Here is a 20,521-nt window from a genome sequence, read left to right as displayed (position 1 = left end):
TACAGCGCAACCTTGTTATTGCTGTTTATTAATTAAATCAGGTAGAAGAATGTAAACACAAATACCCAAACAAGGTCTACAAAGTGCCAGTAAAGACCAATTTTCTCTACCATTTCGTAGTGACCTCTCTTATGATATACGCCATTAACTGTGTTAATGAAGGCGATGATTAGAAGGATAAAGCCTGTGAATACGTGTGTTCCGTGGAAACCTGTAATAAAGAAAAACAGGTCAGCAAACAATGGAGGGCCATACTGGTTGATTGTCAGGTTCGCACCATAGATACGTGTACCATCTGCCAGCAGCATACCTTCGTCAGTACCAGTGATAAAGTGAGCCCACTCCCAAGCCTGGCAACCCAAGAAAGTAGCACCAAAAAGGATGGTCCAGAGAAGCCACTTTTGTACATCGTTTTTGTCCATACGGTGTCCTGCTTCTACTGCCAGTACCATAGTTACTGAGCTTAAAATCAGAATCATCGTCATCAAGGCCACAAAGGCAAGTGGCAGGTCTACCCCATGAAAACCAGGGAAGGCATTGAATACTTTTTCTGGGATTGGCCACCATTCTGTCGAGAAGGTAAATGCTTCAGCATCGCCTGTGTAAGGCGTGTGAGCATGGCGTGCTAATCCATAAACAATAAGAAAGGCACCAAAGGTAAACGCATCTGAGAGCAGGAAAAACCACATCATGAGTTTACCATAGCTCGCTTTCATTGGCTCATTGCCACCGTCCCATGTACCTGAATTAGGTGCTTCCAGCGTAGTTGAAGTAGACATAGTTTATTTAATGAAAAACGTGTTTAGTGATTTATTCTTAAGAATATGTACAAATATAGCCAAAGTCCGCCTAAAAAGTGCCAGTACACTGTACACAATTGTATGCGCAGCATATTTTTAGAATGCACTTTATACTTCAGGCTACTAAGCAATGTAATCAGGACGAAAATTAGCCCTGTGATAAGGTGGAAACCGTGTACTCCTGTTAAAACATACAGAAATGAACCAGAAGGGTTACTTCCTGTACCTCCGAAATAGATGTTGTTCTCTACTAGTTCAGCCCATCCATACCACTGTCCTATCAGGAAAGCTACTCCTAAACCTAAGGTTAAAAGCAACATCAGTTTCAAGCGACTCATGCTATTCTGCTTCGCGGCATTGTGTGCCAGTTGCATCGTAACTGAGCTTAGTACAATTACAATTGTATTGATCAGAAGTATGCTTGGCAGATCGAACTCAAGCCAGTTACCTTCTTCTCTTCTAACAATGTATGCGCTTGTAAAAGCTGCAAACATCATTATAATACTGATAATAATCAACCACAGCGAAAACTTTAACGGGTGTACACCGCCGCGGCCTGTTTGATCTTCTTTTGAAAAGTTAGCCATTGCTATCCCTATAATTTATCTAACACAAAGGCTATCTGCACAATAGGCAGATACAGAAAAGAACCAAACATTATACTCATGGCTGCTTTTTTGGAGCATGTGCGCATCAGGTAAAATGTTTGAGCCAAAAAGAGCACGCCGCAAACTACCGCTATCATGGCAGATGTTATACCTGTCATGCCAAACTGTAATGGCAACAAACTCAGAGGGATCAGCACTAAGGTGTAGCTCATGATCTGGATCGCTGTCTTCAAATTTTTACCTCCAGCCATTGGAAGCATTTTGAATCCTGCTTTTTTATAATCATCGTCTAACACCCATGCAATAGCCCAGAAATGCGGGAACTGCCAGAAGAACTGAATGCCAAATAAAATTATTGCTTCAACCTCTATGGCACCAGTTGCGGCTACCCATCCAATAAGTGGAGGCATAGCTCCTGGTATAGCTCCTACAAATACACATATAGGGCTTATCCTTTTAAGAGGTGTATATATGAAACCATATAGCACCAATGATAATAATGATAATGCCGCAGCGAGTGGATTAAAATACATTCCCAAAAGGGCTGTACCTGCCACACCTAATATCACTCCATATACTGCAGCCTCCATCACAGTTACTCTACCTGTTGGTAGAGGTCTGTTAGAAGTTCGCTTCATATGCTTATCAAGATCCTTCTCAAGAATCTGATTTATGATGTTCGCGGCACCTGTAACCAATATCCCTCCTAACATCACAAGAGCAATGTCATACCAGCGGGAATTTGGATAGCCTAATATAAAGCCAATGGCACTTGAGAAAGCAACAGTCAGGCTCAAGCGAAACTTTAAAAGCTGAAAATATGCTGTTGCTTTATTAGCCATGGTTGTATCATGCAGTAGTGTCTCAGTGTTTCCTGTGTACATTATTTATCAACTACTACTTGCGGATTTTCAGCCTTGCGAGAGGCGTAATGGTAAATAATCAATAGTTGGAACTGCACTCCAAACAGTAAAGCTGCAAGAGTTAAGTGCAGTGGTTGTAGAACTGGAGGGATCGCAAAATAAGAAAGTAACACCCCAATCAAGACCTCTGCCCCTACTATAACCAGCATTGCAGATGTCAACATGTTAAGTCGACGGTTCTGCAACCTGTATATTTGAAGGGCCACATATACATGCAGAGCTAACAGTACAATCGAGAAAGAGCGGTGAATATAAAAGCTTGTTCCTAGCTTTTCTACCCATGTTGCTCTTTCAGTACCACCCAACATGAAGGACACCAGATCAACTTCTTCTCGTACTTGAGTTCCAAGCAAAATTTGCCCGAAAGTAACAGTAGCTAATATCCAAAGCAGCAAATTAAGCTTAGGAGAATAGCTGATTTCAGCGGAGAAGCTGTTCTTGTCAGCGCGTGCTACTGCATACTGCAGCATGGCCACAATTACCAAGGCAAGAGCCATATGTATAGTAATTGTTATTGGCAACAAATTGGTAGAAACAACAATTGATCCTAACCAGCCCTGTACCCCTACCAACAAGAAACTTCCCAATGCGAGATAAAAAACTGTCTTATCCCGTTTTAGAAAAGGAACTGCATAAACTACAGTCAAGAAAATAAAAATACCTATCAGTACACCAACTAAACGATTTAAGTACTCGATCCAGGTCTTTGTAACGTTGAACTCCGTTTCAATGTACTGGCTAGGGTGAGAGAAAATAGCGGAAGAAACATTGTCGAAACCTATGTTATCCAGGTATCCTGCTAGCTTCTGATTTTTCTCTATTCGTTTTTGTTTGTATACCTCAAGGTAGTCATCTGGTAATTGGCTAACATCAGTCGGAGGAACCCAACTGCCGAAGCATTTAGGCCAGTCTGGGCAACCCATACCTGAACCTGTACTTCTTACGATTCCTCCGACTAATATTAGGAAGTACACAGCAAATACTGTTAGTACTCCTATATTTCTAAATCTTTTATATTGAAAAGATTTGTTAGCCATCAATGAGCTTATTCAACATCTCTCTCGTTTGGCAGGTTTGAAGACTGCGTCTGCGAGAAAGGAACTGTCTGTGGAATATAATCTTCTTCAGCACCCGGCTTGCTGTAGTCATAAGGCCATCTGTATACTACAGGCAGCGGACCTGGCCAGTTGCCATGTCCTGGCAGCACAGGAGTAGTCCACTCCAGTGTGTTTGAATGCCATGGGTTAGCACTAGCTCTTCTACCACGGAAGATGCTGTAGATAAAGTTGAACAGGAATACAAACTGAGCAGTGAAACCAAAGATAGCAGCAGCACTGATGAATGTATTCAAGTCTGTAAAGATGTTGAAAGCCTCAAAACCTGTCCAGTTGTAATATCTTCTTGGGAAGCCGGCAATACCGATGTAGTGCATTGGCATGAACACCAGGTATACAGAAATAAACGTAAACCAGAAGTGAACAAATCCAAGCTTCTCATCCATCATACGGCCGAACATCTTAGGGAACCAGTGGTATACACCAGCAAACATTCCGAAGAAGGCCGCCGCACCCATCACCAGGTGGAAGTGTGCTACCACGAAGTAAGTATCGTGCAGCTGAATGTCCAGTGCAGAGTTACCCAGAATGATACCTGTCAAACCTCCAGAGATGAACAGCGATACGAATCCGATAGCGAACATCATAGCAGTAGTGAATCGGATGTTACCTCTCCATAACGTTGCTATGTAGTTAAAAACTTTTACCGCAGAAGGTACCGCAATAATCAGCGTCAGGAACATGAACACAGACCCAAGGAACGGGTTCATACCTGTCACGAACATGTGGTGCGCCCATACTACGAAAGAAAGTACAGATATACCGATCAGTGAACCAATCATGGCGCGGTAACCAAAGATTGGCTTACGTGAGTTAGTAGCAATTACCTCAGATACAATACCAAAAGCTGGCATGATCACGATATATACCTCTGGGTGACCCAGGAACCAGAACAAGTGCTGGAACAGGATTGGGCTACCGCCAGTGTTAGTTAGTGCCTGTCCTGCGATATAGATATCAGACAGGAAGAAGCTAGTGCCAAAGCTACGGTCAAAAATCAGCAACAGCGCCGCTGAGAAAAGTACCGGGAAGGCCAGTAGGCCAAGGATTGCTGTCAGGAAGAAGGCCCAGATCGTAAGCGGCAACTTCGTCATTGACATACCTTTTGTACGCAGGTTGATAACAGTAGTGATATAGTTCACACCACCTAGCAGCTGAGACACGATGAACAGCGCCATCGAGATCAACCACATAGACATACCATCACCTGAACCTTGTATTGCTTCAGGAAGAGCACTCAGTGGCGGGTATACCGTCCAACCACCTGCCGCAGGGCCTGTCTCAATAAACAGCGAGCAGAACATTACTATACTTGCCAGGAAAAAAATCCAGAAAGAAAGCATGTTCATAAAGCCTGATGCCATATCACGGGCACCGATCTGCAGCGGAATCAGGAAGTTACTGAAGGTACCGCTCAGACCTGCTGTAAGTACGAAAAATACCATGATGGTACCGTGCATGGTAACCAGTGCAAGGTAGAACTCAGGGTTAAGTTTTCCGTTTTCTACCCAGCCACCAAGTATTGGCTCCAGGAATGAGAAGGTAGCCTCTGGCCAGCCTAACTGCAAACGGAATAAAATTGATAAGAAGCCACCTATAAAAGCCCAGAAGACACCCATGAACAGGAACTGCTTGGCAATTACCTTATGGTCTAAGCTAAAGATATACTTCTCAAAAAAATTTTGATCGTGATGATGATCATGCTCCTCGTGAACATGATGTACATCCCTGTTAATCGAAATATCTGTACTAGACATGGACAATTGAATTAAATGCTACAACTCAGTTTTTACTTCTGTGGCTTTTTCCTCCTGATGCGCTTCTGCTACTAATGTTTTAGAAGACTCAGTAGAGAATTTTGCCAGTACTTGAGGATTTTGCTCTACGAAAGGCTTTTGCTCTGCTAACCATGCTTCGTAATCCTCAGGCTCATCAACTACCACGATAAAGCGCATTGCAAAGTGGCCACGTCCGCAAATTTCAGTACAAGCAAGCTCATACTTGAAATCCGGGTTACCGGTCTCATTGGCCATTTCGTTAGTAGTTTTGCTTGGTACAAACCAGAACTTAGTTGGCATACCTGGTACAGCATCCATTTTCAGACGGAAGTGCGGCATGAAAACACTGTGAATCACATCACGAGATCTGATCTTCAGAAGTACTGGCTTACCTTTTGGCACGTGGATCTCACGTGGCATGAAGTCATCCTGCGCGTTTGGATCGCTGAAGTCAACACCAAACTCATTTGTAGCATCTATAAGTGTATGTCTTGCAACTCCCAACTGACCGTCGGCACCTGGGTAGCGAACCATCCAGTTAAACTGCTTACCCATTACTTCAATCACCACAGCATCTTCTGGAGCTGCGCTTGTGATTTTAGTCCAGGTCTTCCAGCCACCAAATACCAGCAAAGCCATCACAACTGCTGGGATCATTGTCCAAACAATTTCAAGCTTGTTGTTGTGCGGGTAATAATAGGCACGCTTGTCGTCTTTGTGCTGGTACTTGTAAGAGTAGATAAACAGAAGCACCTGTGTGATGACAAACACAATACCGATGATGATCATGGTTGTCCAGAACAGGTTGTCTGTCCACTCACCATGAACAGATGCCAACGGCAGGTTCATTTCGTCCCATGCATCTGCGAATGACCATGCAAAAGCAGCGCCACCCAGCACAAGAAATAGTAGTAGTAGAGTACCGTTAACACGGTTACTTGTTTTTGTAGTACCAGCCGCACGCACCGACGATCCTCGGAATATTGAAGCGAGCGTTCCTATCCTGAAAAGCAGGAACAGGATAACCAGTAATAGAACTATGGATAAACCAATGGCGATCGTAATCATTATATAACGCTTTTAGTATAGTCTCTAAACATGATGGTGAACACTCTCCTCCACGAACGGGTGGTTTACTGGCACCAAAGAAGCTTTTGCAAGTTCTTTTGTGAACATAAACAGGAACACGCCTAAGAAAATAAGTGCAGTACCGATCTCAATGAAGCCTATGCCTGCATCTGTACGCATCGTACCTGGCATCATCATCAGATAGAAGTCCAACCAGTGTCCAATCAAGATGGCGATTGTAACTATCTTCAACATGATCATCTGACGCTTTGCATCTCTTGTCATTAGAACAAGGAAAGGGAATACAAAGTTTATCAGAAGATTAGTAAAGAAGATCCAGGCAAACTTGCCATCATTACCTCCAAGTCTCTCGATAAAGTAGATCGATTCCTCTGGAATGTTAGCATACCAGTAAAGCAGGAATTGAGAAAACCAGATGTAAGTCCAGAAAATAGAGAATGCAAATACAAACTTACCCAAGTCGTGCAGGTGGTTTGAGTTTACCATCTTCAGGAAGCCATTTTGCTTCAGGATAATTACTGTAAGCGTTATGGCAGCCAGACCAGATACCCACCAGCTAGCAAATACATACCAACCGAACATTGTAGAGAACCAGTGCGTGTCAATTGAAAGCACCCAGTCCCATGCAGAAGTAGAAGATGTAATACCGAATACTACCAGGAACATTGCTGAAATGCGGATGCTCTTGTGGTAATAGTTAGTTCCACCGTTCAGGTCTTCGTTGAATGACTCTTTTCTCAGCCACTTTGTGAACAGAATCCACAGAGCGAAGTAAAGAACCATACGGATCAAGAAGAATGCTGTGTTCAGGTAGCCTGACTTACCAGCAATAATTGGGTCGTATCTTGGATCGTTTACGTCGTACAGATACTCGTGTGTCCAATGGAAAATATCATGGCCACCAAAAAGGAATACAAGCAGCATTACTACACCACCTACTGGTAGATAAGCGCTTATTGCTTCAGGAATTCTTTTAATCAATACAGACCAGCCTGCATAAGCTACGTACTGTACAGCCACGAAAAAGGTACCTATCAAGGCAATGCCTGTAAAGTATACGTTGTTCAGCCAAAGGTTCACGAATAAACGCTTTGTCCAAGAAGCTGCTTCGTGCCCTGCAGCAGCGGCCTCACCATGGCCTTCTGCATGATGCTCTGCTCCCCCGCCTGCGGCCATAAAAATGATACCTGCTATAAGTAAAACAACACCTACAGCTATCATTAAGAAAAACTTGTTAGTCGTTTTTCTGGAAATGATGAGTCTTTCTTCTGTCATTATCCTTTATTATTATGCCTTAGTCTTAGTTATTAGGAGTTCCGGTTACAGGATTGTCTGTGCCAGGCTCACCATTAGCTTCTTCTGCAGCTTGAGAATCAGTTGGTGTTGCTGCCGCTGCTTCACCTTTTTGAAGCTGTTGCACATACATTACAATTTTCCAGCGTTCAGTAGGGTCTACCTGTGAGCCGTGTGGCATCATTCGACCTCTTCCGTAAGTAATCACATGGAAAATGTGACCAGCTGGTAGTTCAGCAACGCGACCAACAGAGTATGATGGTACACCTTTGAACTTTTGTCCTACCAAACCTTGTCCGTCTCCTTGTTCGCCATGGCATGGAGCACAGAAACGAGTGTACAGTACTTTACCTTGTGCCAGGTTCTCCTCATTATAAGCTAGAGGATTCTTCAGTTCATTACCTGCCGTTTCAGCGTTATCCTCTGACAAGTATAGGTTATAGCCTTTCTTACCGCGTGCAACAGTACCTTTTGCAGGCTCACGCATGTTCATTCCGGCTGGGTTATACTTATTATCCTTAATCTGTGAATAAGGATCTAGCGGAATAGAGTGGTACATGTCCGGAGCATACTCCAGACCTGGTTCTTGCTCATTGCTGCAGGAGATAAGAATCGCTGCAGAGAAAAGTATAGCAGAGGCCTTGAAGCCTATTTTCGAAATTCTTTTCATTATTTTACTACCTCCTTCTCATTAACTTCAATAGCACCGTTAGAGCGAAGCAGGTTGTTAAGAGCAGACATATCAGTTACTCCTTCCTTCACCTCTATTGCCATCACAAACTTATCGTCTGTAGAGCGCTTATCGAAAACATTTACTTTCAGAGATGGCTTCAGTTTCGATACAATAAAGAATGTAATCACCATACTGAAGGCACTGCAAAGTACAGTCAACTCAAACGTTACCGGAATGAAAGATGGAAGCGCAATATGTGGCTTACCACCAATGATCATTGGCCAGTCGAAACCAAGCATCCAGATCTGCATCCACAGAGCGAATGACATACCGAATAAACCTCCAAAGAAAGCAACAATCGGTAATCTTGAACGCTTGATACCTAACACATCATCAATGCCGTGCACAGGGTATGGAGAAAATACGTCGTAAATTTTAGTACCGGCGGCGCGGATATTCTCGATGGCTGTTAGCAGCACATCTTCATCATCATAAATACCTAGAACAAACTTCTTATTCATTGTGATGTCTATTAGTGTTCAAACCCTTATCAGTAGAGTGCATTGTTGCGTTGTGGTGGTGCTTAACCTCTGAAGAAGATTTCAGGATTGCTTTCACCTCAGCCATGTTCACTACTGGGAAAAACTTACAGAACAACAGGAACAGAGTAAAGAACAATCCTATTGTACCAACATAAACTCCGATGTCGATAATGGTTGGAGAGAACATAGCCCAAGAAGAAGGCAGGAAGTCTCTGTGTAGTGAGGTTACGATGATCACGAAACGCTCGAACCACATACCGATATTCACGAAGATAGAGATGATGAAAGTGGCTGTTAAGCTTCTTCTGATTTTTCTGAACCAGAATAACTGTGGAGTAATTACGTTACAAGTCATCATAGACCAGTAAGCCCACCAGTAAGGACCGAAAGCACGGTTGATGAAGGCATACTGCTCATACTCAACACCTGAATACCACGCGATGAAGAATTCAGTAGTATAAGCAATACCTACGATAGAGCCTGTAAGGATAATTACCTTGTTCATAGACTCCACGTGCTCCAGTGTGATATAGTCCTCCAGGAAGAATACTTTTCTGGTGATGATCATCAGGGTTAACACCATGGCAAAACCAGAAAAAATCGCACCTGCCACGAAGTATGGAGGGAAGATTGTAGTATGCCATCCTGGAATTACAGATGTTGCAAAGTCCATCGATACGATGGTGTGTACTGAAAGTACCAGTGGTGTTGCAAGACCTGCCAGAATCAGGGATACTGTTTCATAGCGAGACCAAGCTTTAGCAGAACCAGTCCAGCCCATTGAAAGTACAGCGTAAGCTCTTCTTGCAATTGGACCAGTAGCGCGGTCGCGGATGGTAGCAAAGTCTGGGATCAGTCCGATGTACCAGAACACCAGCGATACAGAGAAGTAAGTTGAGATCGCGAATACGTCCCAAAGAAGCGGTGAGTTAAAGTTCACCCACAGTGATCCGAACGTGTTTGGCAACGGAAGTACCCAGTATGCCAGCCATGGACGACCCATATGAAGAACTGGGAACATAGCCGCACAAATTACGGCGAAGATTGTCATCGCCTCTGCTGCACGGTTAATAGAAGTTCTCCACTTCTGACGGAACAACAGGAGGATTGCTGAGATTAGTGTACCGGCGTGACCAATACCTACCCACCATACGAAGTTGGTGATATCCCATGCCCAACCTACTGTTTTGTTAAGGCCCCACTCACCGATACCGTACCATAGGGTGCGGTATACAGAGTAGATAAATATAGCTAAGCCAACCAGTGCAACGGCAAGGGCAGCCGCCCAACGTGCGTTGGGCTTGGCCTCCACTTGTCTGCAGACATCTTCAGTGATGTCGTGGTATGTTTTCCCCCCCGTTACAAGAGGCTCTCTTATCGGAGATACATGCTGCATAATGCTCTCAGTATTAAATGTTAAGCTAAGTTTCTAATTTTAGTCAGGTACGTTACGTTTGGCTGAGTATTTAGCTCTTCCAAAACATGGAACGCTCGCTCTCCCTGCTGACGAGCAAGGATTTTAGAAATGCGGCTCTCCGGATCTTTCATGTCACCGAATACAATCGCTTCTGTTGGGCAAGACTGGGCGCAGGCAGTAACAATTTCACCATCTTTTGGTCTTCTGTTCTCACGCTTTGCTTCCAATTTACCTAACTGCACACGCTGTACGCAGAATGAGCATTTCTCCATTACACCTCTGCTACGAACTGTTACGTCTGGGTTCAACACCATTTTGCCAAGGTCTGTGTTCATTGGCTCATTGAAACCAAACTTATCGTTGTTAGCATAAGCGAACCAGTTGAAACGACGCACTTTGTAAGGGCAGTTGTTTGCACAGTATCTTGTACCTACGCAACGGTTGTAAACCATCTGGTTGATACCTTCTGAGCTGTGCATGGTAGCAGCAACAGGGCAAACTGTTTCACATGGAGCATGGTTACAGTGCTGGCAAAGCATTGGCTGGAAGATCACAGATGGATTATCCGCTGGATGCTCCATTTCAGCATAATCTTTCTCCTCATGCTCTTTTGCACTGTAGTATCTGTCGATTCTCATCCAGTGCATCTCACGACGGTTCAGAACCTCTGCCTTACCTACAACCGGGATGTTATTTTCAACATTACAGCTCATTGTACAAGCACCGCAACCAATACAAGAGTTTAGGTCGATAACCATACCCCAATGGTGGTTCTTGTACTCATAGTCATCCCAAAGAGAGATTGTCGCAGGCTTAGCCGGACCTTCATGTGTAGCAATACGGATGTATTCTGTTACCTCTTTAGGGTTTTCTTTATACTTAGCTAGTGTGTTTTCCTGCACAACCAGACGGTCCATGATAGTATGGTGTGTCTGTGTTTGAGCAATTGGAGAAGTTACATTTGTTTTCTCCAGTTTAACACCACTTGTGTTTAGTACTACGTTATCTACTACAGTTGCAATAGGAGCGGCATTTGCACCTAAGCCTTTTGCTACTGGCATAGACTCCAGGTCACGTCCGTAACCCATAGCGATACCTACTGTTCCATTAGCCTGGCCTGGTTGCATCAATGCTGGCAGCTCGATGCTCTCACCATTTGCAAATGTAACTTTCAGTACATCACCCTGCACTACCTGCATTTCTTCTGCCATTGTGCGTGGCATGGCTACATAGTTACCCCAAGTAGCTTTAGAAATTGGGTCAGGAAGCTCTTGTAACCAAGGGTTGTTAGAGAACTCTCCAGAACCGATGCTTACCTTCTCATACAGTACAGCTTCGATAGCGCTTGGCTGAATCTTTCTTACTGAAGTAGAAACTGCAGTAGTAGATGGTTTCACTGTCAGCATGCTGGTACCATTCTCCAGCACACCGTCGTGTACTACCTGCTCCCAGAACTTGTTGAAGTCTCCTCCTGTAGCAACTGATTTCCAGTTGTTACGCAGGTACTCATAGAAGTCTGTGTTATTATTGTTCCACACCAACAGGCTGTCCTGCATCTGGCGTGTTGTAAATATCGGGCTGATAGTAGGCTGTGATAAGCTCAGGTACCCTTTTCTTGGCTCAAAGTCGTTCCAAGACTCTAGGTAATGATGATCTGGCGTAACGAAGTCAGCAAACTTAGCAGTCTCTTCTACTCTGTCTGCAAACGATACCTTCAGCCCTACTTTCTGCAGACCGCTCTTAACACGTGCTGCCAGTGGGTGGTTGTATACTGGGTTTGCATTGTAGAAGAATACAGCACCAACTGAACCAGCATTCATCTCCTCGATCAGGCGAATCATGTCGGCATCGTTACCCTGCTTTGTATAGAATGGAGCAGCAGTATTGATTGTGGTACCTTCTGCACCAAGCGCTCTGTTGATAGCAGCTACCATTGCCTGAACGCCTGGATCATTAGAACCAGAAACAACTAGTGCTCTACCTTGGTTGGCTTTCAGGCCTTTGATGACCTCAGCCAGTTGTTTGTTATCAGATGCTGCACCAGATCCACCAACTATAGCATTGTGTAGAGCTGTTACATAGGCTGCTTCTTCAGATGGCTTGATTGGCACACGCACATCTGCGTTAGCACCAGTCAGTGTAAAGTTAGTTTCAAACTGATAGTGACGAGACATTACTGGGTTGTCAGCGTCTACTTTTCTTGTCTGGATGTACTGCTTTGCAAACGGCACTGGAGCAACCCAAGTACCCAGGAAGTCAGCATTGATACCAACTATCATACTGGCCTTGCTGAAGTCATATCCAGGGATAACGCCACCATTAGCCTGCAGAAGACCTGCAGCAGAGTTAGCGTCGTAAATTACATGCTCAAAATTGCCAAAACGTGCACCAAACTCGTTGATCAGTTTTTGGGTGGTTGGGCTGATGATTGTAGAGGAAACAAAAGCCACTTTGCCATTTACATTAGCAAGGCGAGACTTTATTTGCTTATCTACATCCTCCCAAGTTGCTTCTTTACCAGCTATCAGCGGGAAACGAAGACGGTTATTGTCATACAGGTTAAGCAGGGAGCCTTGTGCTCTTGGGCTTGTACCATATGGAGTTAGTGCTGAACCCGGATTTGGCTCAACTTTAATTGGTCTTCCCTCACGTGTTTTTACAAGTATGCTATTGTAATCACCATTTGAGTAGAAGGTAGATGCATACCAGTTTGCTACACCTGGCTCAACATCTACAGGCTTGTTCAGGTATGGGATAGCTTTACGCACTGGAGCCTCGCAAGAAGCCAGTGACACTGCTGCCATACTAAATCCTAACAGTTTAAGGAAATCGCGGCGGTGAGTTTTGCCATTTGAAGACGACTCTCCTCCTTCCACTTCATTAACCGGCAGGAATTCTGGAAACTCATTATGAGCATTCTTCTCGAATTCCGGAGCGTTCTCCAGCTCCTCAATTCCTTTCCAGTATTTTATTCTGTCTTGCATATTATATCTAGAAAACTCGAATACTTATTTGGATAATATATTAGTAGTGGCACTTAGAGCACTCTGTACCACCATTAGAAGACACTGTGAACGCACCTTTAGAAGATGCCTCGTGCAGCTGAACCAGGTTATCGTAGTACTGATTTCCTTCTGTGTTAAGAGGAGTCTCACGGTGACAGTCAATACACCAGCCCATTGTAAGCGGAGAGTACTGATAAACTACATCCATCTCCTGAATCGGACCGTGGCAGGTCTGGCACTCTACACCACCAACCTGAGTGTGCTGAGAGTGGTTAAAGTAAGCCAGGTCAGGCAGGTTATGGATACGTACCCACTCGATTGGTTCGTTACGCTCAATAGCTCTGTAGATCTTCTGAATCTCTGGAGATTGTGTCTGGATCTGGCTATGGCAGTTCATACAGATGTTAGCTGAAGGAATACTGGCACTCTTACTTTCGTATACAGTAGTGTGGCAGTAGTTACAGTTAATCTGATGTTCGCCTGCGTGCAGTTTGTGAGAGAAAGCAATAGGCTGCTTTGGCTGATATCCTTGCTGAATACCAACACCCATTACTTTATCTATGGTCAGATCAAGAAGAACTACCACGAAAATCAGCACAACCAGTGTACGAACAGCTTTGGACTTATAAATCTTAGAGAAGTCAAAGCGCTGGTTAACTACCTCAGCATCATACTCGTCTAGCTGACGATTCTTGTTCAGGTAGTTTTTTAGCAAAGACGTGATTAGTAGCAGTGTTACAACCAGTACAATCAGTACAACAATCAGTACTACCAATATAATATCAAGGTAGCCTCCAACTGCACCGATAGCATCAGTACCTACATTCTGTCCTGGAGCTGCACCTTCAACGCCTCCTACTGTTGTAGGAACTGCGGCTGCTGTATTTGCTTCAGAATCGATGTAAGCAAGAATAGATCGCACCTCATCATCAGAGAAAGCAAAAGAAGGCATCGCCTGCTTGTTGTATTCATTATAAACAGCAACAGCTTCAGCATCTCCTGACTGAATCAGGGCTTGCGAATTTTTAATCCAGCTTATCAGCCATGATTCGCTGCGTCTGCCCGTTACTCCCTTAAGACCAGGACCTACAATTACATCGCTTCCAGCAGAGTGACATACCGCACAGTTGTTTTTGAACAATGCCGCACCAGCATCAATCACTGCAGGGTCAGCCCCACCGTCTACTGATGCACCTTCAGTAGAACCAGGTTCCACTCCTTTCTGAGCTACTTCCGCCTGCTCACTGGCACCCTGAGCTAGGGCACCAAACGAAACCACCAGGGCTAACAGGAAGGTGTAGAAAATTTTAGATTGAGTTTTAAGTATACAGCTAATCATAGCCAAGATCACTTGTTTAGTATATGATATGGTGAATTTACTTTACGGGCACAAATCTACTATGCGAATTCCATTATTCAAACAGAATAAGTTTATTATTTGCCCCCAGGAGATCCACCACCTCCCTCCCCTCCTACTTGGCCTCAAAAACCCATTTTTAAAGCATTTAGCGGCCTTTTATTTAAAATCATTCTAAATAACCACACCTCATCCACATCTTAGAGCATGCAGAAAAAATTATACTAATTCTAGTCATTTTCTCAACTACTAATAGTACTGTTTTGTTGGAGATATATTGATCTTAGCTCAGGAAAAATTGTCTTTTATCTCTTAAGGTTTTTGTATTCTCTCATCCCACTCCTCCACCATATGCGTCCACCCACACCTATTATATATAAGGTATATACACTACCCCCGCTGTTACATTAGCTTACCCTTAAACTATTAGTATCTGCCCAATTATCAGTGCACCCTATTGCTTTATAAAAAAAAGACTCCTACCTTTGCAGGCTAAAATTATAACCATATATCGAACCGATGGAATTGAGAAATTACGAAACTGTCTTCATCCTGACTCCGTTGCTCAACGAGACTCAGATGCAAGAAACGGTCGAGAAGTTCAGACAGGTGCTTAAGGAAAATGGCGCCGACATTATCCACGAAGAAAACTGGGGTCTTCGTAAATTGGCTTATCCAATCCAGAAGAAGTCTACAGGTTTCTATCACCTGATTGAGTTTAAGGCACCTACTAACGTGGTAGACGCCCTGGAGCTGACTTACCGCCGTGATGAAAAAGTGGTTCGTTTCTTAACTACTGCACTTGATAAGCACGCTGTTGCTTACAACGAGCGCAGAAGAAACGGCGAGTTCAAATCACAAGCTAAAAAAGAGGAGGTTAAAGGATAATGAGCTTAGTTAACGAAAGAGTACACAAACAAGAGAACCGTCAGAAATACTGCCGTTTCAAGAAAAGCGGTATCAAGTATATCGACTATAAGGATGGTAACTTCCTGCTGAAGTTCGTGAACGAGCAAGGCAAGATCCTTCCAAGAAGACTTACAGGTACTAGCCTGAAGTTCCAGCGCAAAGTGTCTCAGGCTGTTGCCCGTGCAAGACACCTTGCTATTTTACCTTATGTAACGGATTCTTTAAAATAAGGAGGGTTAACGATGGAAGTAATACTTAAAGACGACGTTAAGGGCCTTGGCTACAAAAACGATATTGTTGAAGTAAAGCCAGGTTACGGCCGTAACTACCTTATCCCTCAGGGTCTGGCGGTTATCGCTGACAAATCAAGCAGAAAAGTTGTAGCTGAGAACATCCGTCAGGCTGCACACAAAGCTGAGAAAATTAAGAACGATGCACAAGAGCTTGCTAACAACATTGGCGATATCACTCTTGAGCTTCCTGCAAAAGTTGGTGAAACTGGAAAGATCTTCGGTTCAGTAACTACACTGCAGCTTTCTGATGCTCTGAAGGCTAAAGGCTTTGATGTAGATCGTAAGCGTATCTCTTTCGACCAGGACGTGAAAACTGCTGGCGAATACACTGCTACGCTTAACCTGCACAAAGAAGTGAAGCACCAAGTAAAATTCAATGTAGTTGCTGAATAAGCACTCTATATAGATTATACTGAAAGCGTCCTGCCAAACCGGCAGGACGCTTTTTTTTCGCCATATTGCACGTATAAATTCAGACTAAGATCAACATCTCATGTTCCGAACAGAAGTACAAGTGCCTTCGTCTGGGCTCAATCTATCCTTAGAGCATAAAGTACTAACCATTGGCTCTTGCTTTGCCGATGTTATAGGCAGCAAGCTACAGCAGCACAAGGTTAAAGTGCTAGTAAATCCTTTCGGAACAATATTCAACCCTCTTTCTGTGAGCCTGCTCCTTAGCGCAGCAGCAGGCAAAGACTATGACTTTGGGAAAAACCTGGTACAACAGAACGGCATCTGGTACGCCTATGACTTGCACTCTTCCCTCTCCAGCTCTGATAAGACTGAGCTGCTGGATATCATCCATGCAAAACTAAGTCAGACACATGAACAGCTCCAGCACTCTTCGCTACTGATAATAACGCTGGGCACCGCCATTGCTTACCGCTTACAGCAAACTGGTAAAGTAGTTGCTAACTGCCATAAGCTTCCTGCACGTAACTTCAATCGTGTACTTCTTTCTGTAGAAGAAGTGTACCAGGCATTTGAAGGCCTTTTCGAGCAGCTAAAGCAGGTAAACCCTAATCTGAAAGTTCTTTTAACTGTAAGTCCGGTACGGCATATAAAAGAAACAATAGAGACCAATAGCGTAAGCAAGGCTAGTTTACGTGTACTGTGCCACAGGCTACAGGAGGCTCAACAACATGTGTTATACTTTCCTGCTTACGAAATAATGATGGATGACCTCCGTGATTACCGTTTCTATAAAGAAGACATGCTTCACCCTACGCCACTTGCCGAAGATTACATCTGGCAAAAGTTTGTAGATGCTTACTATACTCCTGACTTCCGGCAGTTCATGGATCAATGGGAAAAAATTGAACGTGCTCTGGCTCACCGGCCCTTTCACCCTGCATCTGAGGCTCATCAGAACTTCCTGAAAAGTACTCTAAAGCAGCTAGAGAATATTGAACAGAAGTATAGAATAGACGTTAGCACTCAAAAGAGTACGCTTCAGCATCAGCTTCTTCCATAGCTCACCAAACACTTTTACCTATCTTGTTCGTAGAACTTTAACACATGTTAAAGAAGGGCCCTCCACGTTTATACTTGAGTTATAGCCGTTGCTAGCGTAATGGCGTATATCCACAATTATTCTTCTAAATCAAAGTATAGCCTTGGAATTGAAAGCCTTTCTAACAGAACAGACCTATGGCAGAGGACAGACGACCCAACCAACTTATTCAAGAGAGTAGCCCTTACCTGCTACAGCATGCCTATAACCCTGTAGATTGGTATCCTTGGGGAGAACAGGCGCTTCAAAAGGCTCAGCAAGAAGATAAACCTATTATTGTCAGCATCGGCTATGCCTCCTGCCACTGGTGCCATGTAATGGAGCACGAGTCGTTCGAGAATCCGAAAATAGCAGAGGTAATGAACGAGCACTTTGTGTGCATTAAGGTAGACCGGGAAGAACGCCCTGATGTGGACGCAATATACATGGATGCCCTACAAGCCATGGGCGTGCAAGGTGGTTGGCCCCTGAATGTGTTTCTGAATCCTGAGGCAAAGCCATTCTATGGGGGAACCTACTTTCCTCCAAAGCAATGGAAAGAGCTGTTAACCAACATTGCACAGGTTTATAAAAAGAACCGAAAAGAGCTGGATGAGTCGGCGGAGCAGTTTGTAGAACATCTAAATCTTAGCGAACTGGCAAAGTATGGCCTTAAAGATCTGAACTACCATGTACGGGAGGATGACTTTAAGTTGATCGGCCATAACCTGAGCAAGCGATTTGACAAAAAGAGAGGTGGCTTGGGTCAGGCCCCCAAATTCCCGATGCCTAGCAACTACCTGTTCCTGCTACGGTACCACCACCACACCAACGATCAGACTATCCTTAACCACATAAACCTTACCCTGCGCGAGATGGCCTATGGTGGCATTTACGACCAAATAGGTGGCGGATTTGCAAGATACGCTGTAGATGAGGAGTGGCTGGTACCGCATTTCGAGAAAATGTTATATGATAACGGCCAGTTAGTAAGCCTTTACGCCGAAGCCTATCAAGCCACACGTGAAACACTTTATCATGATGTGGTGTACGAAACAATAGGTTTTGTGGAGCGGGAGTTAATGAGCGGTGAGGGCGGCTTTTGTTCTTCTCTGGATGCCGACAGCGAAGGCGAGGAAGGCAAATTTTATACTTTCACAAAAGATGAGCTCCACGAATTATTAGGCGACGAAGAGCCTATCTTTTCTGAGTATTACAATGCCACTGCTGCCGGTAACTTTGAGCATGGCCAAAACATCCTTCATCGACGAACTACGCTTGAAGCATTTGCTAGAGAAAACGAACTGGAGCTGGATGTGCTGGAGGAAATGGCACAGAGCTGGAAAGATAAGCTGATGCAGGTACGGGCGAAGCGTATACGCCCTGGCCTAGACGATAAGATTTTAACATCGTGGAACGCCCTGATGCTAAAGGGGCTTACAGATGCTTTCTATGTATTCGGGAATGAACGTTTTCTGGACCTAGCCCTGCAGAATGCCAACTTTATACTTACACATCTTAAGGAAGGCGAAAAGCTATACCATAGCTACAAAGAAGGCAGAGCCACAATAGATGGCTTTTTGGAAGATTACGCTTTGCTGATCCGCGCTTTGGTGCGTCTGTATGAGGTAAGCTTTAATGAGAAATGGCTAATAGAGGCAAAAAGGCTGATTGACTATACACTGGAGAACTTTTTTGATGAGGCTGAAAGCATGTTCTTCTTCACCGACAGGAATGCCGAGAAGCTGATCGCACGCAAGAAGGAATTACTGGATAACGTGATTCCTGCCTCTAATTCTGTGATGGCTCAAAACCTGCACTTTCTGGGCATATACTTCGATGACGAGCGCTATACCACGCTCTCAGATAAGATGCTGGCAAAGGTAAAAGACCTGATGCTGAAAGAACCTTCTCACCTGAGTAACTGGGCTACACTATACTTCCACAAGCTTACTCCCACTGCCGAGGTAGCCATTGTTGGTCCCGAAGCAGCAGAGATGCGCGCTGAGTTGGCGGCCTTTTACCTCCCCAACATGATTCTGCTAGGCGGTACAACGGGAGAAGGCAGTGACATCCCACTATTAGAGGACAAAGTAGCCATACGTGGTAAAACAACTATTTATGTATGCTATAATAAGACTTGCCAACTACCAGTACACACAGCCGCCGAGGCTCTTAAGCAGTTAAGAGGAGGACAAGCAGAACCAAAATTCCCATCGCTATAGTACTAGTAGAAGAGGGGCAGGAATAAAAACTCCTGCCCCTTTCACATGATGTAATTGCTTCATAAGAAACTATAGAGTACTCATCACCCTTACCATCTCATTTATCTCATCCCGGTTAGCCAACCTCGCTTTCTCTGATCTTCCATAGCCTACTTCCAATTCCCCTGCCTCGATACGCTTCATAATGCTGTCGGTAAACTCATCTACCGCAACTCCCATAGTATGTATGCCCACTCCTCCTAAATCCGTATCCACTGCTGGAGGCACAATCTCAATTACCTGGATACTGGTATGGGCCAATTCGTGGCGCAGCGTCATAGAAAAGGAGTGGATAGCTGCTTTAGTGGCACTGTAAACAAGGGCAAATGTGCCTGGCGTAAATGCCAGCCCCGACGATACATTCATTATGGCGGCGGTATCTTGCTGCTGTAGATGTGGGATGAACAGCGCCGATAAGTGTATGGGCGCTTCTACGTTGATAGCTATTTCCTGCCTGCGCACCTCCCAAGGCTCCTGATCTTCCAGGAAGTTCCCCCTGCGCTGAATACCGGCATTGTTTACCAGCACGTTAAGCTTGGGAAATTCCTGTGTTGCCCACTCATACAAAGCCACACGCTGTTTTTCATCGGCCACATCGCATACTTTGGTGTGTAGAGCCGGGTATTTTTGTTTGGCCTCCTGTAGCTTATCTTCTCGTCGACCACAGATAATAACCTCGCTTCCTGCTTTCAAAAAACGTTCTGCCAGGGCTAAACCTATACCTGTGGCGCCTCCTGTTATGAGTACTGTGTTTCCAGCTAAATTCATTCTTTCTTACTTAGTAGTGTTTGTTATAAGCTAATTCTCCATCCCTTGCACGGCAAGTATAAGCTGCTGTGGGAAGTTTAATGTTTGTACTCCAAATCCAACAGAATGGGTTTCCTGCACTTTAGACTTTTAGCTGCTGCAGGATTGCTTTTCGCATTGTGGCTTGTAATGCTTAAATTAGAGGCTGTTAACTAA

General features: G+C 44.3%; 18 protein-coding genes. 5 read left to right on the top strand and 13 right to left on the bottom strand.

The window, feature by feature from the left end:
* Positions 1 to 32 precede the first annotated feature (32 nt).
* From PKOR_RS11045 to PKOR_RS10990, 12 genes are read right to left on the bottom strand one after another with little or no spacing between them, the layout of a single operon-like run.
* On the bottom strand, positions 33 to 779 hold the full coding sequence (locus tag PKOR_RS11045) for a cytochrome c oxidase subunit 3 (protein ID WP_046310775.1): 747 nt from the start codon (positions 777 to 779) through the stop codon (positions 33 to 35).
* 23 nt (positions 780 to 802) lie between these two features.
* Entirely contained in the window at positions 803 to 1,387 is a 585-nt protein-coding gene (locus PKOR_RS11040) for a cytochrome c oxidase subunit 3 (RefSeq protein WP_046310773.1), read from the bottom strand.
* A gap of 8 nt (positions 1,388 to 1,395) precedes the next feature.
* Positions 1,396 to 2,250, bottom strand: a complete 855-nt coding sequence (gene cyoE, locus PKOR_RS11035) for a heme o synthase (RefSeq protein WP_235337470.1) — start codon at positions 2,248 to 2,250, stop codon at positions 1,396 to 1,398.
* 41 nt (positions 2,251 to 2,291) lie between these two features.
* The gene (locus tag PKOR_RS11030; protein WP_046310771.1) at positions 2,292 to 3,368 is read right to left on the bottom strand and encodes a COX15/CtaA family protein; all 1,077 of its coding nucleotides are present in this window, start codon (positions 3,366 to 3,368) and stop codon (positions 2,292 to 2,294) included.
* A gap of 8 nt (positions 3,369 to 3,376) precedes the next feature.
* Positions 3,377 to 5,203, bottom strand: a complete 1,827-nt coding sequence (locus PKOR_RS11025) for a cytochrome c oxidase subunit I (RefSeq protein ID WP_046310769.1) — start codon at positions 5,201 to 5,203, stop codon at positions 3,377 to 3,379.
* 18 nt (positions 5,204 to 5,221) lie between these two features.
* On the bottom strand, positions 5,222 to 6,292 hold the full coding sequence (locus PKOR_RS11020; RefSeq protein WP_046310767.1) for a cytochrome c oxidase subunit II: 1,071 nt from the start codon (positions 6,290 to 6,292) through the stop codon (positions 5,222 to 5,224).
* Positions 6,293 to 6,316: 24 nt separating this feature from the next.
* On the bottom strand, positions 6,317 to 7,588 hold the full coding sequence (locus tag PKOR_RS11015) for a hypothetical protein (RefSeq protein WP_046310765.1): 1,272 nt from the start codon (positions 7,586 to 7,588) through the stop codon (positions 6,317 to 6,319).
* A gap of 25 nt (positions 7,589 to 7,613) precedes the next feature.
* Positions 7,614 to 8,276 carry a c-type cytochrome gene (locus PKOR_RS11010; protein WP_046310764.1) on the bottom strand — a complete coding sequence of 221 codons (663 nt, stop codon included), beginning with the start codon at positions 8,274 to 8,276 and terminating at the stop codon, positions 7,614 to 7,616.
* Entirely contained in the window at positions 8,276 to 8,800 is a 525-nt protein-coding gene (locus PKOR_RS11005) for a DUF3341 domain-containing protein (protein ID WP_046310762.1), read from the bottom strand. Before PKOR_RS11005 ends, PKOR_RS11010 begins: the two co-directional genes overlap by 1 nt.
* A complete protein-coding gene (gene nrfD / locus PKOR_RS11000) occupies positions 8,793 to 10,217 on the bottom strand; it encodes an NrfD/PsrC family molybdoenzyme membrane anchor subunit (RefSeq protein ID WP_046310760.1) in 1,425 nt (474 codons plus the stop codon). Before nrfD ends, PKOR_RS11005 begins: the two co-directional genes overlap by 8 nt.
* A gap of 20 nt (positions 10,218 to 10,237) precedes the next feature.
* Complete coding sequence (locus tag PKOR_RS10995; RefSeq protein WP_046310759.1) at positions 10,238 to 13,222, bottom strand: TAT-variant-translocated molybdopterin oxidoreductase; 2,985 nt, start codon at positions 13,220 to 13,222, stop codon at positions 10,238 to 10,240.
* A 40-nt stretch (positions 13,223 to 13,262) separates the two neighbouring features.
* Positions 13,263 to 14,582, bottom strand: coding sequence for a c-type cytochrome (locus PKOR_RS10990; protein ID WP_084694767.1), 1,320 nt, complete (start codon positions 14,580 to 14,582; stop codon positions 13,263 to 13,265).
* A 537-nt stretch (positions 14,583 to 15,119) separates the two neighbouring features.
* Here PKOR_RS10990 and rpsF point away from each other — a divergent pair.
* From rpsF to PKOR_RS10965, 5 genes are all read left to right on the top strand, one after another.
* Positions 15,120 to 15,488 carry a 30S ribosomal protein S6 gene (gene rpsF, locus PKOR_RS10985; protein WP_046310756.1) on the top strand — a complete coding sequence of 123 codons (369 nt, stop codon included), beginning with the start codon at positions 15,120 to 15,122 and terminating at the stop codon, positions 15,486 to 15,488.
* Complete coding sequence (gene rpsR / locus PKOR_RS10980; protein ID WP_007652662.1) at positions 15,488 to 15,739, top strand: 30S ribosomal protein S18; 252 nt, start codon at positions 15,488 to 15,490, stop codon at positions 15,737 to 15,739. Before rpsF ends, rpsR begins: the two co-directional genes overlap by 1 nt.
* 12 nt (positions 15,740 to 15,751) lie before the next feature.
* Positions 15,752 to 16,195 carry a 50S ribosomal protein L9 gene (gene rplI, locus PKOR_RS10975; RefSeq protein ID WP_046310753.1) on the top strand — a complete coding sequence of 148 codons (444 nt, stop codon included), beginning with the start codon at positions 15,752 to 15,754 and terminating at the stop codon, positions 16,193 to 16,195.
* A gap of 100 nt (positions 16,196 to 16,295) precedes the next feature.
* On the top strand, positions 16,296 to 17,276 hold the full coding sequence (locus tag PKOR_RS10970) for a GSCFA domain-containing protein (protein WP_046310752.1): 981 nt from the start codon (positions 16,296 to 16,298) through the stop codon (positions 17,274 to 17,276).
* 176 nt (positions 17,277 to 17,452) lie between these two features.
* Positions 17,453 to 19,519 (top strand): thioredoxin domain-containing protein, encoded by a 2,067-nt coding sequence (locus PKOR_RS10965; RefSeq protein WP_046310750.1) that lies wholly within the window; start codon positions 17,453 to 17,455, stop codon positions 19,517 to 19,519.
* Positions 19,520 to 19,588: 69 nt separating this feature from the next.
* Here the strand turns inward: PKOR_RS10965 and PKOR_RS10960 are convergent, their stop codons facing one another.
* A complete protein-coding gene (locus PKOR_RS10960) occupies positions 19,589 to 20,326 on the bottom strand; it encodes an SDR family oxidoreductase (RefSeq protein WP_046310748.1) in 738 nt (245 codons plus the stop codon).
* Positions 20,327 to 20,521 lie beyond the last annotated feature (195 nt).

Source organism: Pontibacter korlensis (genome assembly GCF_000973725.1).
In the GTDB taxonomy this organism is placed as follows: Bacteria; Bacteroidota; Bacteroidia; order Cytophagales; family Hymenobacteraceae; genus Pontibacter; species Pontibacter korlensis.
The sequence above is the reverse complement of the archived record's forward strand: the minus strand, read 5'-3'. Positions and strand labels throughout refer to the sequence as shown.

What these genes read in the sequence shown, in the direction of transcription:
- rpsF (WP_046310756.1), top strand. Translation starts at nt 15,120, where the DNA reads ATGGAATTGAGAAATTACGAAACTGTCTTCATCCTGACTCCGTTGCTC.
- PKOR_RS10995 (WP_046310759.1), bottom strand. Translation starts at nt 13,222, where the DNA reads ATGCAAGACAGAATAAAATACTGGAAAGGAATTGAGGAGCTGGAGAAC.
- PKOR_RS10960 (WP_046310748.1), bottom strand. Translation starts at nt 20,326, where the DNA reads ATGAATTTAGCTGGAAACACAGTACTCATAACAGGAGGCGCCACAGGT.
- PKOR_RS11045 (WP_046310775.1), bottom strand. Translation starts at nt 779, where the DNA reads ATGTCTACTTCAACTACGCTGGAAGCACCTAATTCAGGTACATGGGAC.
- PKOR_RS11025 (WP_046310769.1), bottom strand. Translation starts at nt 5,203, where the DNA reads ATGTCTAGTACAGATATTTCGATTAACAGGGATGTACATCATGTTCAC.
- nrfD (WP_046310760.1), bottom strand. Translation starts at nt 10,217, where the DNA reads ATGCAGCATGTATCTCCGATAAGAGAGCCTCTTGTAACGGGGGGGAAA.
- PKOR_RS11010 (WP_046310764.1), bottom strand. Translation starts at nt 8,276, where the DNA reads ATGAAAAGAATTTCGAAAATAGGCTTCAAGGCCTCTGCTATACTTTTC.
- PKOR_RS11020 (WP_046310767.1), bottom strand. Translation starts at nt 6,292, where the DNA reads ATGATTACGATCGCCATTGGTTTATCCATAGTTCTATTACTGGTTATC.
- rpsR (WP_007652662.1), top strand. Translation starts at nt 15,488, where the DNA reads ATGAGCTTAGTTAACGAAAGAGTACACAAACAAGAGAACCGTCAGAAA.
- rplI (WP_046310753.1), top strand. Translation starts at nt 15,752, where the DNA reads ATGGAAGTAATACTTAAAGACGACGTTAAGGGCCTTGGCTACAAAAAC.
- PKOR_RS10965 (WP_046310750.1), top strand. Translation starts at nt 17,453, where the DNA reads ATGGCAGAGGACAGACGACCCAACCAACTTATTCAAGAGAGTAGCCCT.
- PKOR_RS10990 (WP_084694767.1), bottom strand. Translation starts at nt 14,582, where the DNA reads ATGATTAGCTGTATACTTAAAACTCAATCTAAAATTTTCTACACCTTC.
- cyoE (WP_235337470.1), bottom strand. Translation starts at nt 2,250, where the DNA reads ATGGCTAATAAAGCAACAGCATATTTTCAGCTTTTAAAGTTTCGCTTG.
- PKOR_RS11015 (WP_046310765.1), bottom strand. Translation starts at nt 7,588, where the DNA reads ATGACAGAAGAAAGACTCATCATTTCCAGAAAAACGACTAACAAGTTT.
- PKOR_RS11005 (WP_046310762.1), bottom strand. Translation starts at nt 8,800, where the DNA reads ATGAATAAGAAGTTTGTTCTAGGTATTTATGATGATGAAGATGTGCTG.
- PKOR_RS11040 (WP_046310773.1), bottom strand. Translation starts at nt 1,387, where the DNA reads ATGGCTAACTTTTCAAAAGAAGATCAAACAGGCCGCGGCGGTGTACAC.
- PKOR_RS10970 (WP_046310752.1), top strand. Translation starts at nt 16,296, where the DNA reads ATGTTCCGAACAGAAGTACAAGTGCCTTCGTCTGGGCTCAATCTATCC.
- PKOR_RS11030 (WP_046310771.1), bottom strand. Translation starts at nt 3,368, where the DNA reads ATGGCTAACAAATCTTTTCAATATAAAAGATTTAGAAATATAGGAGTA.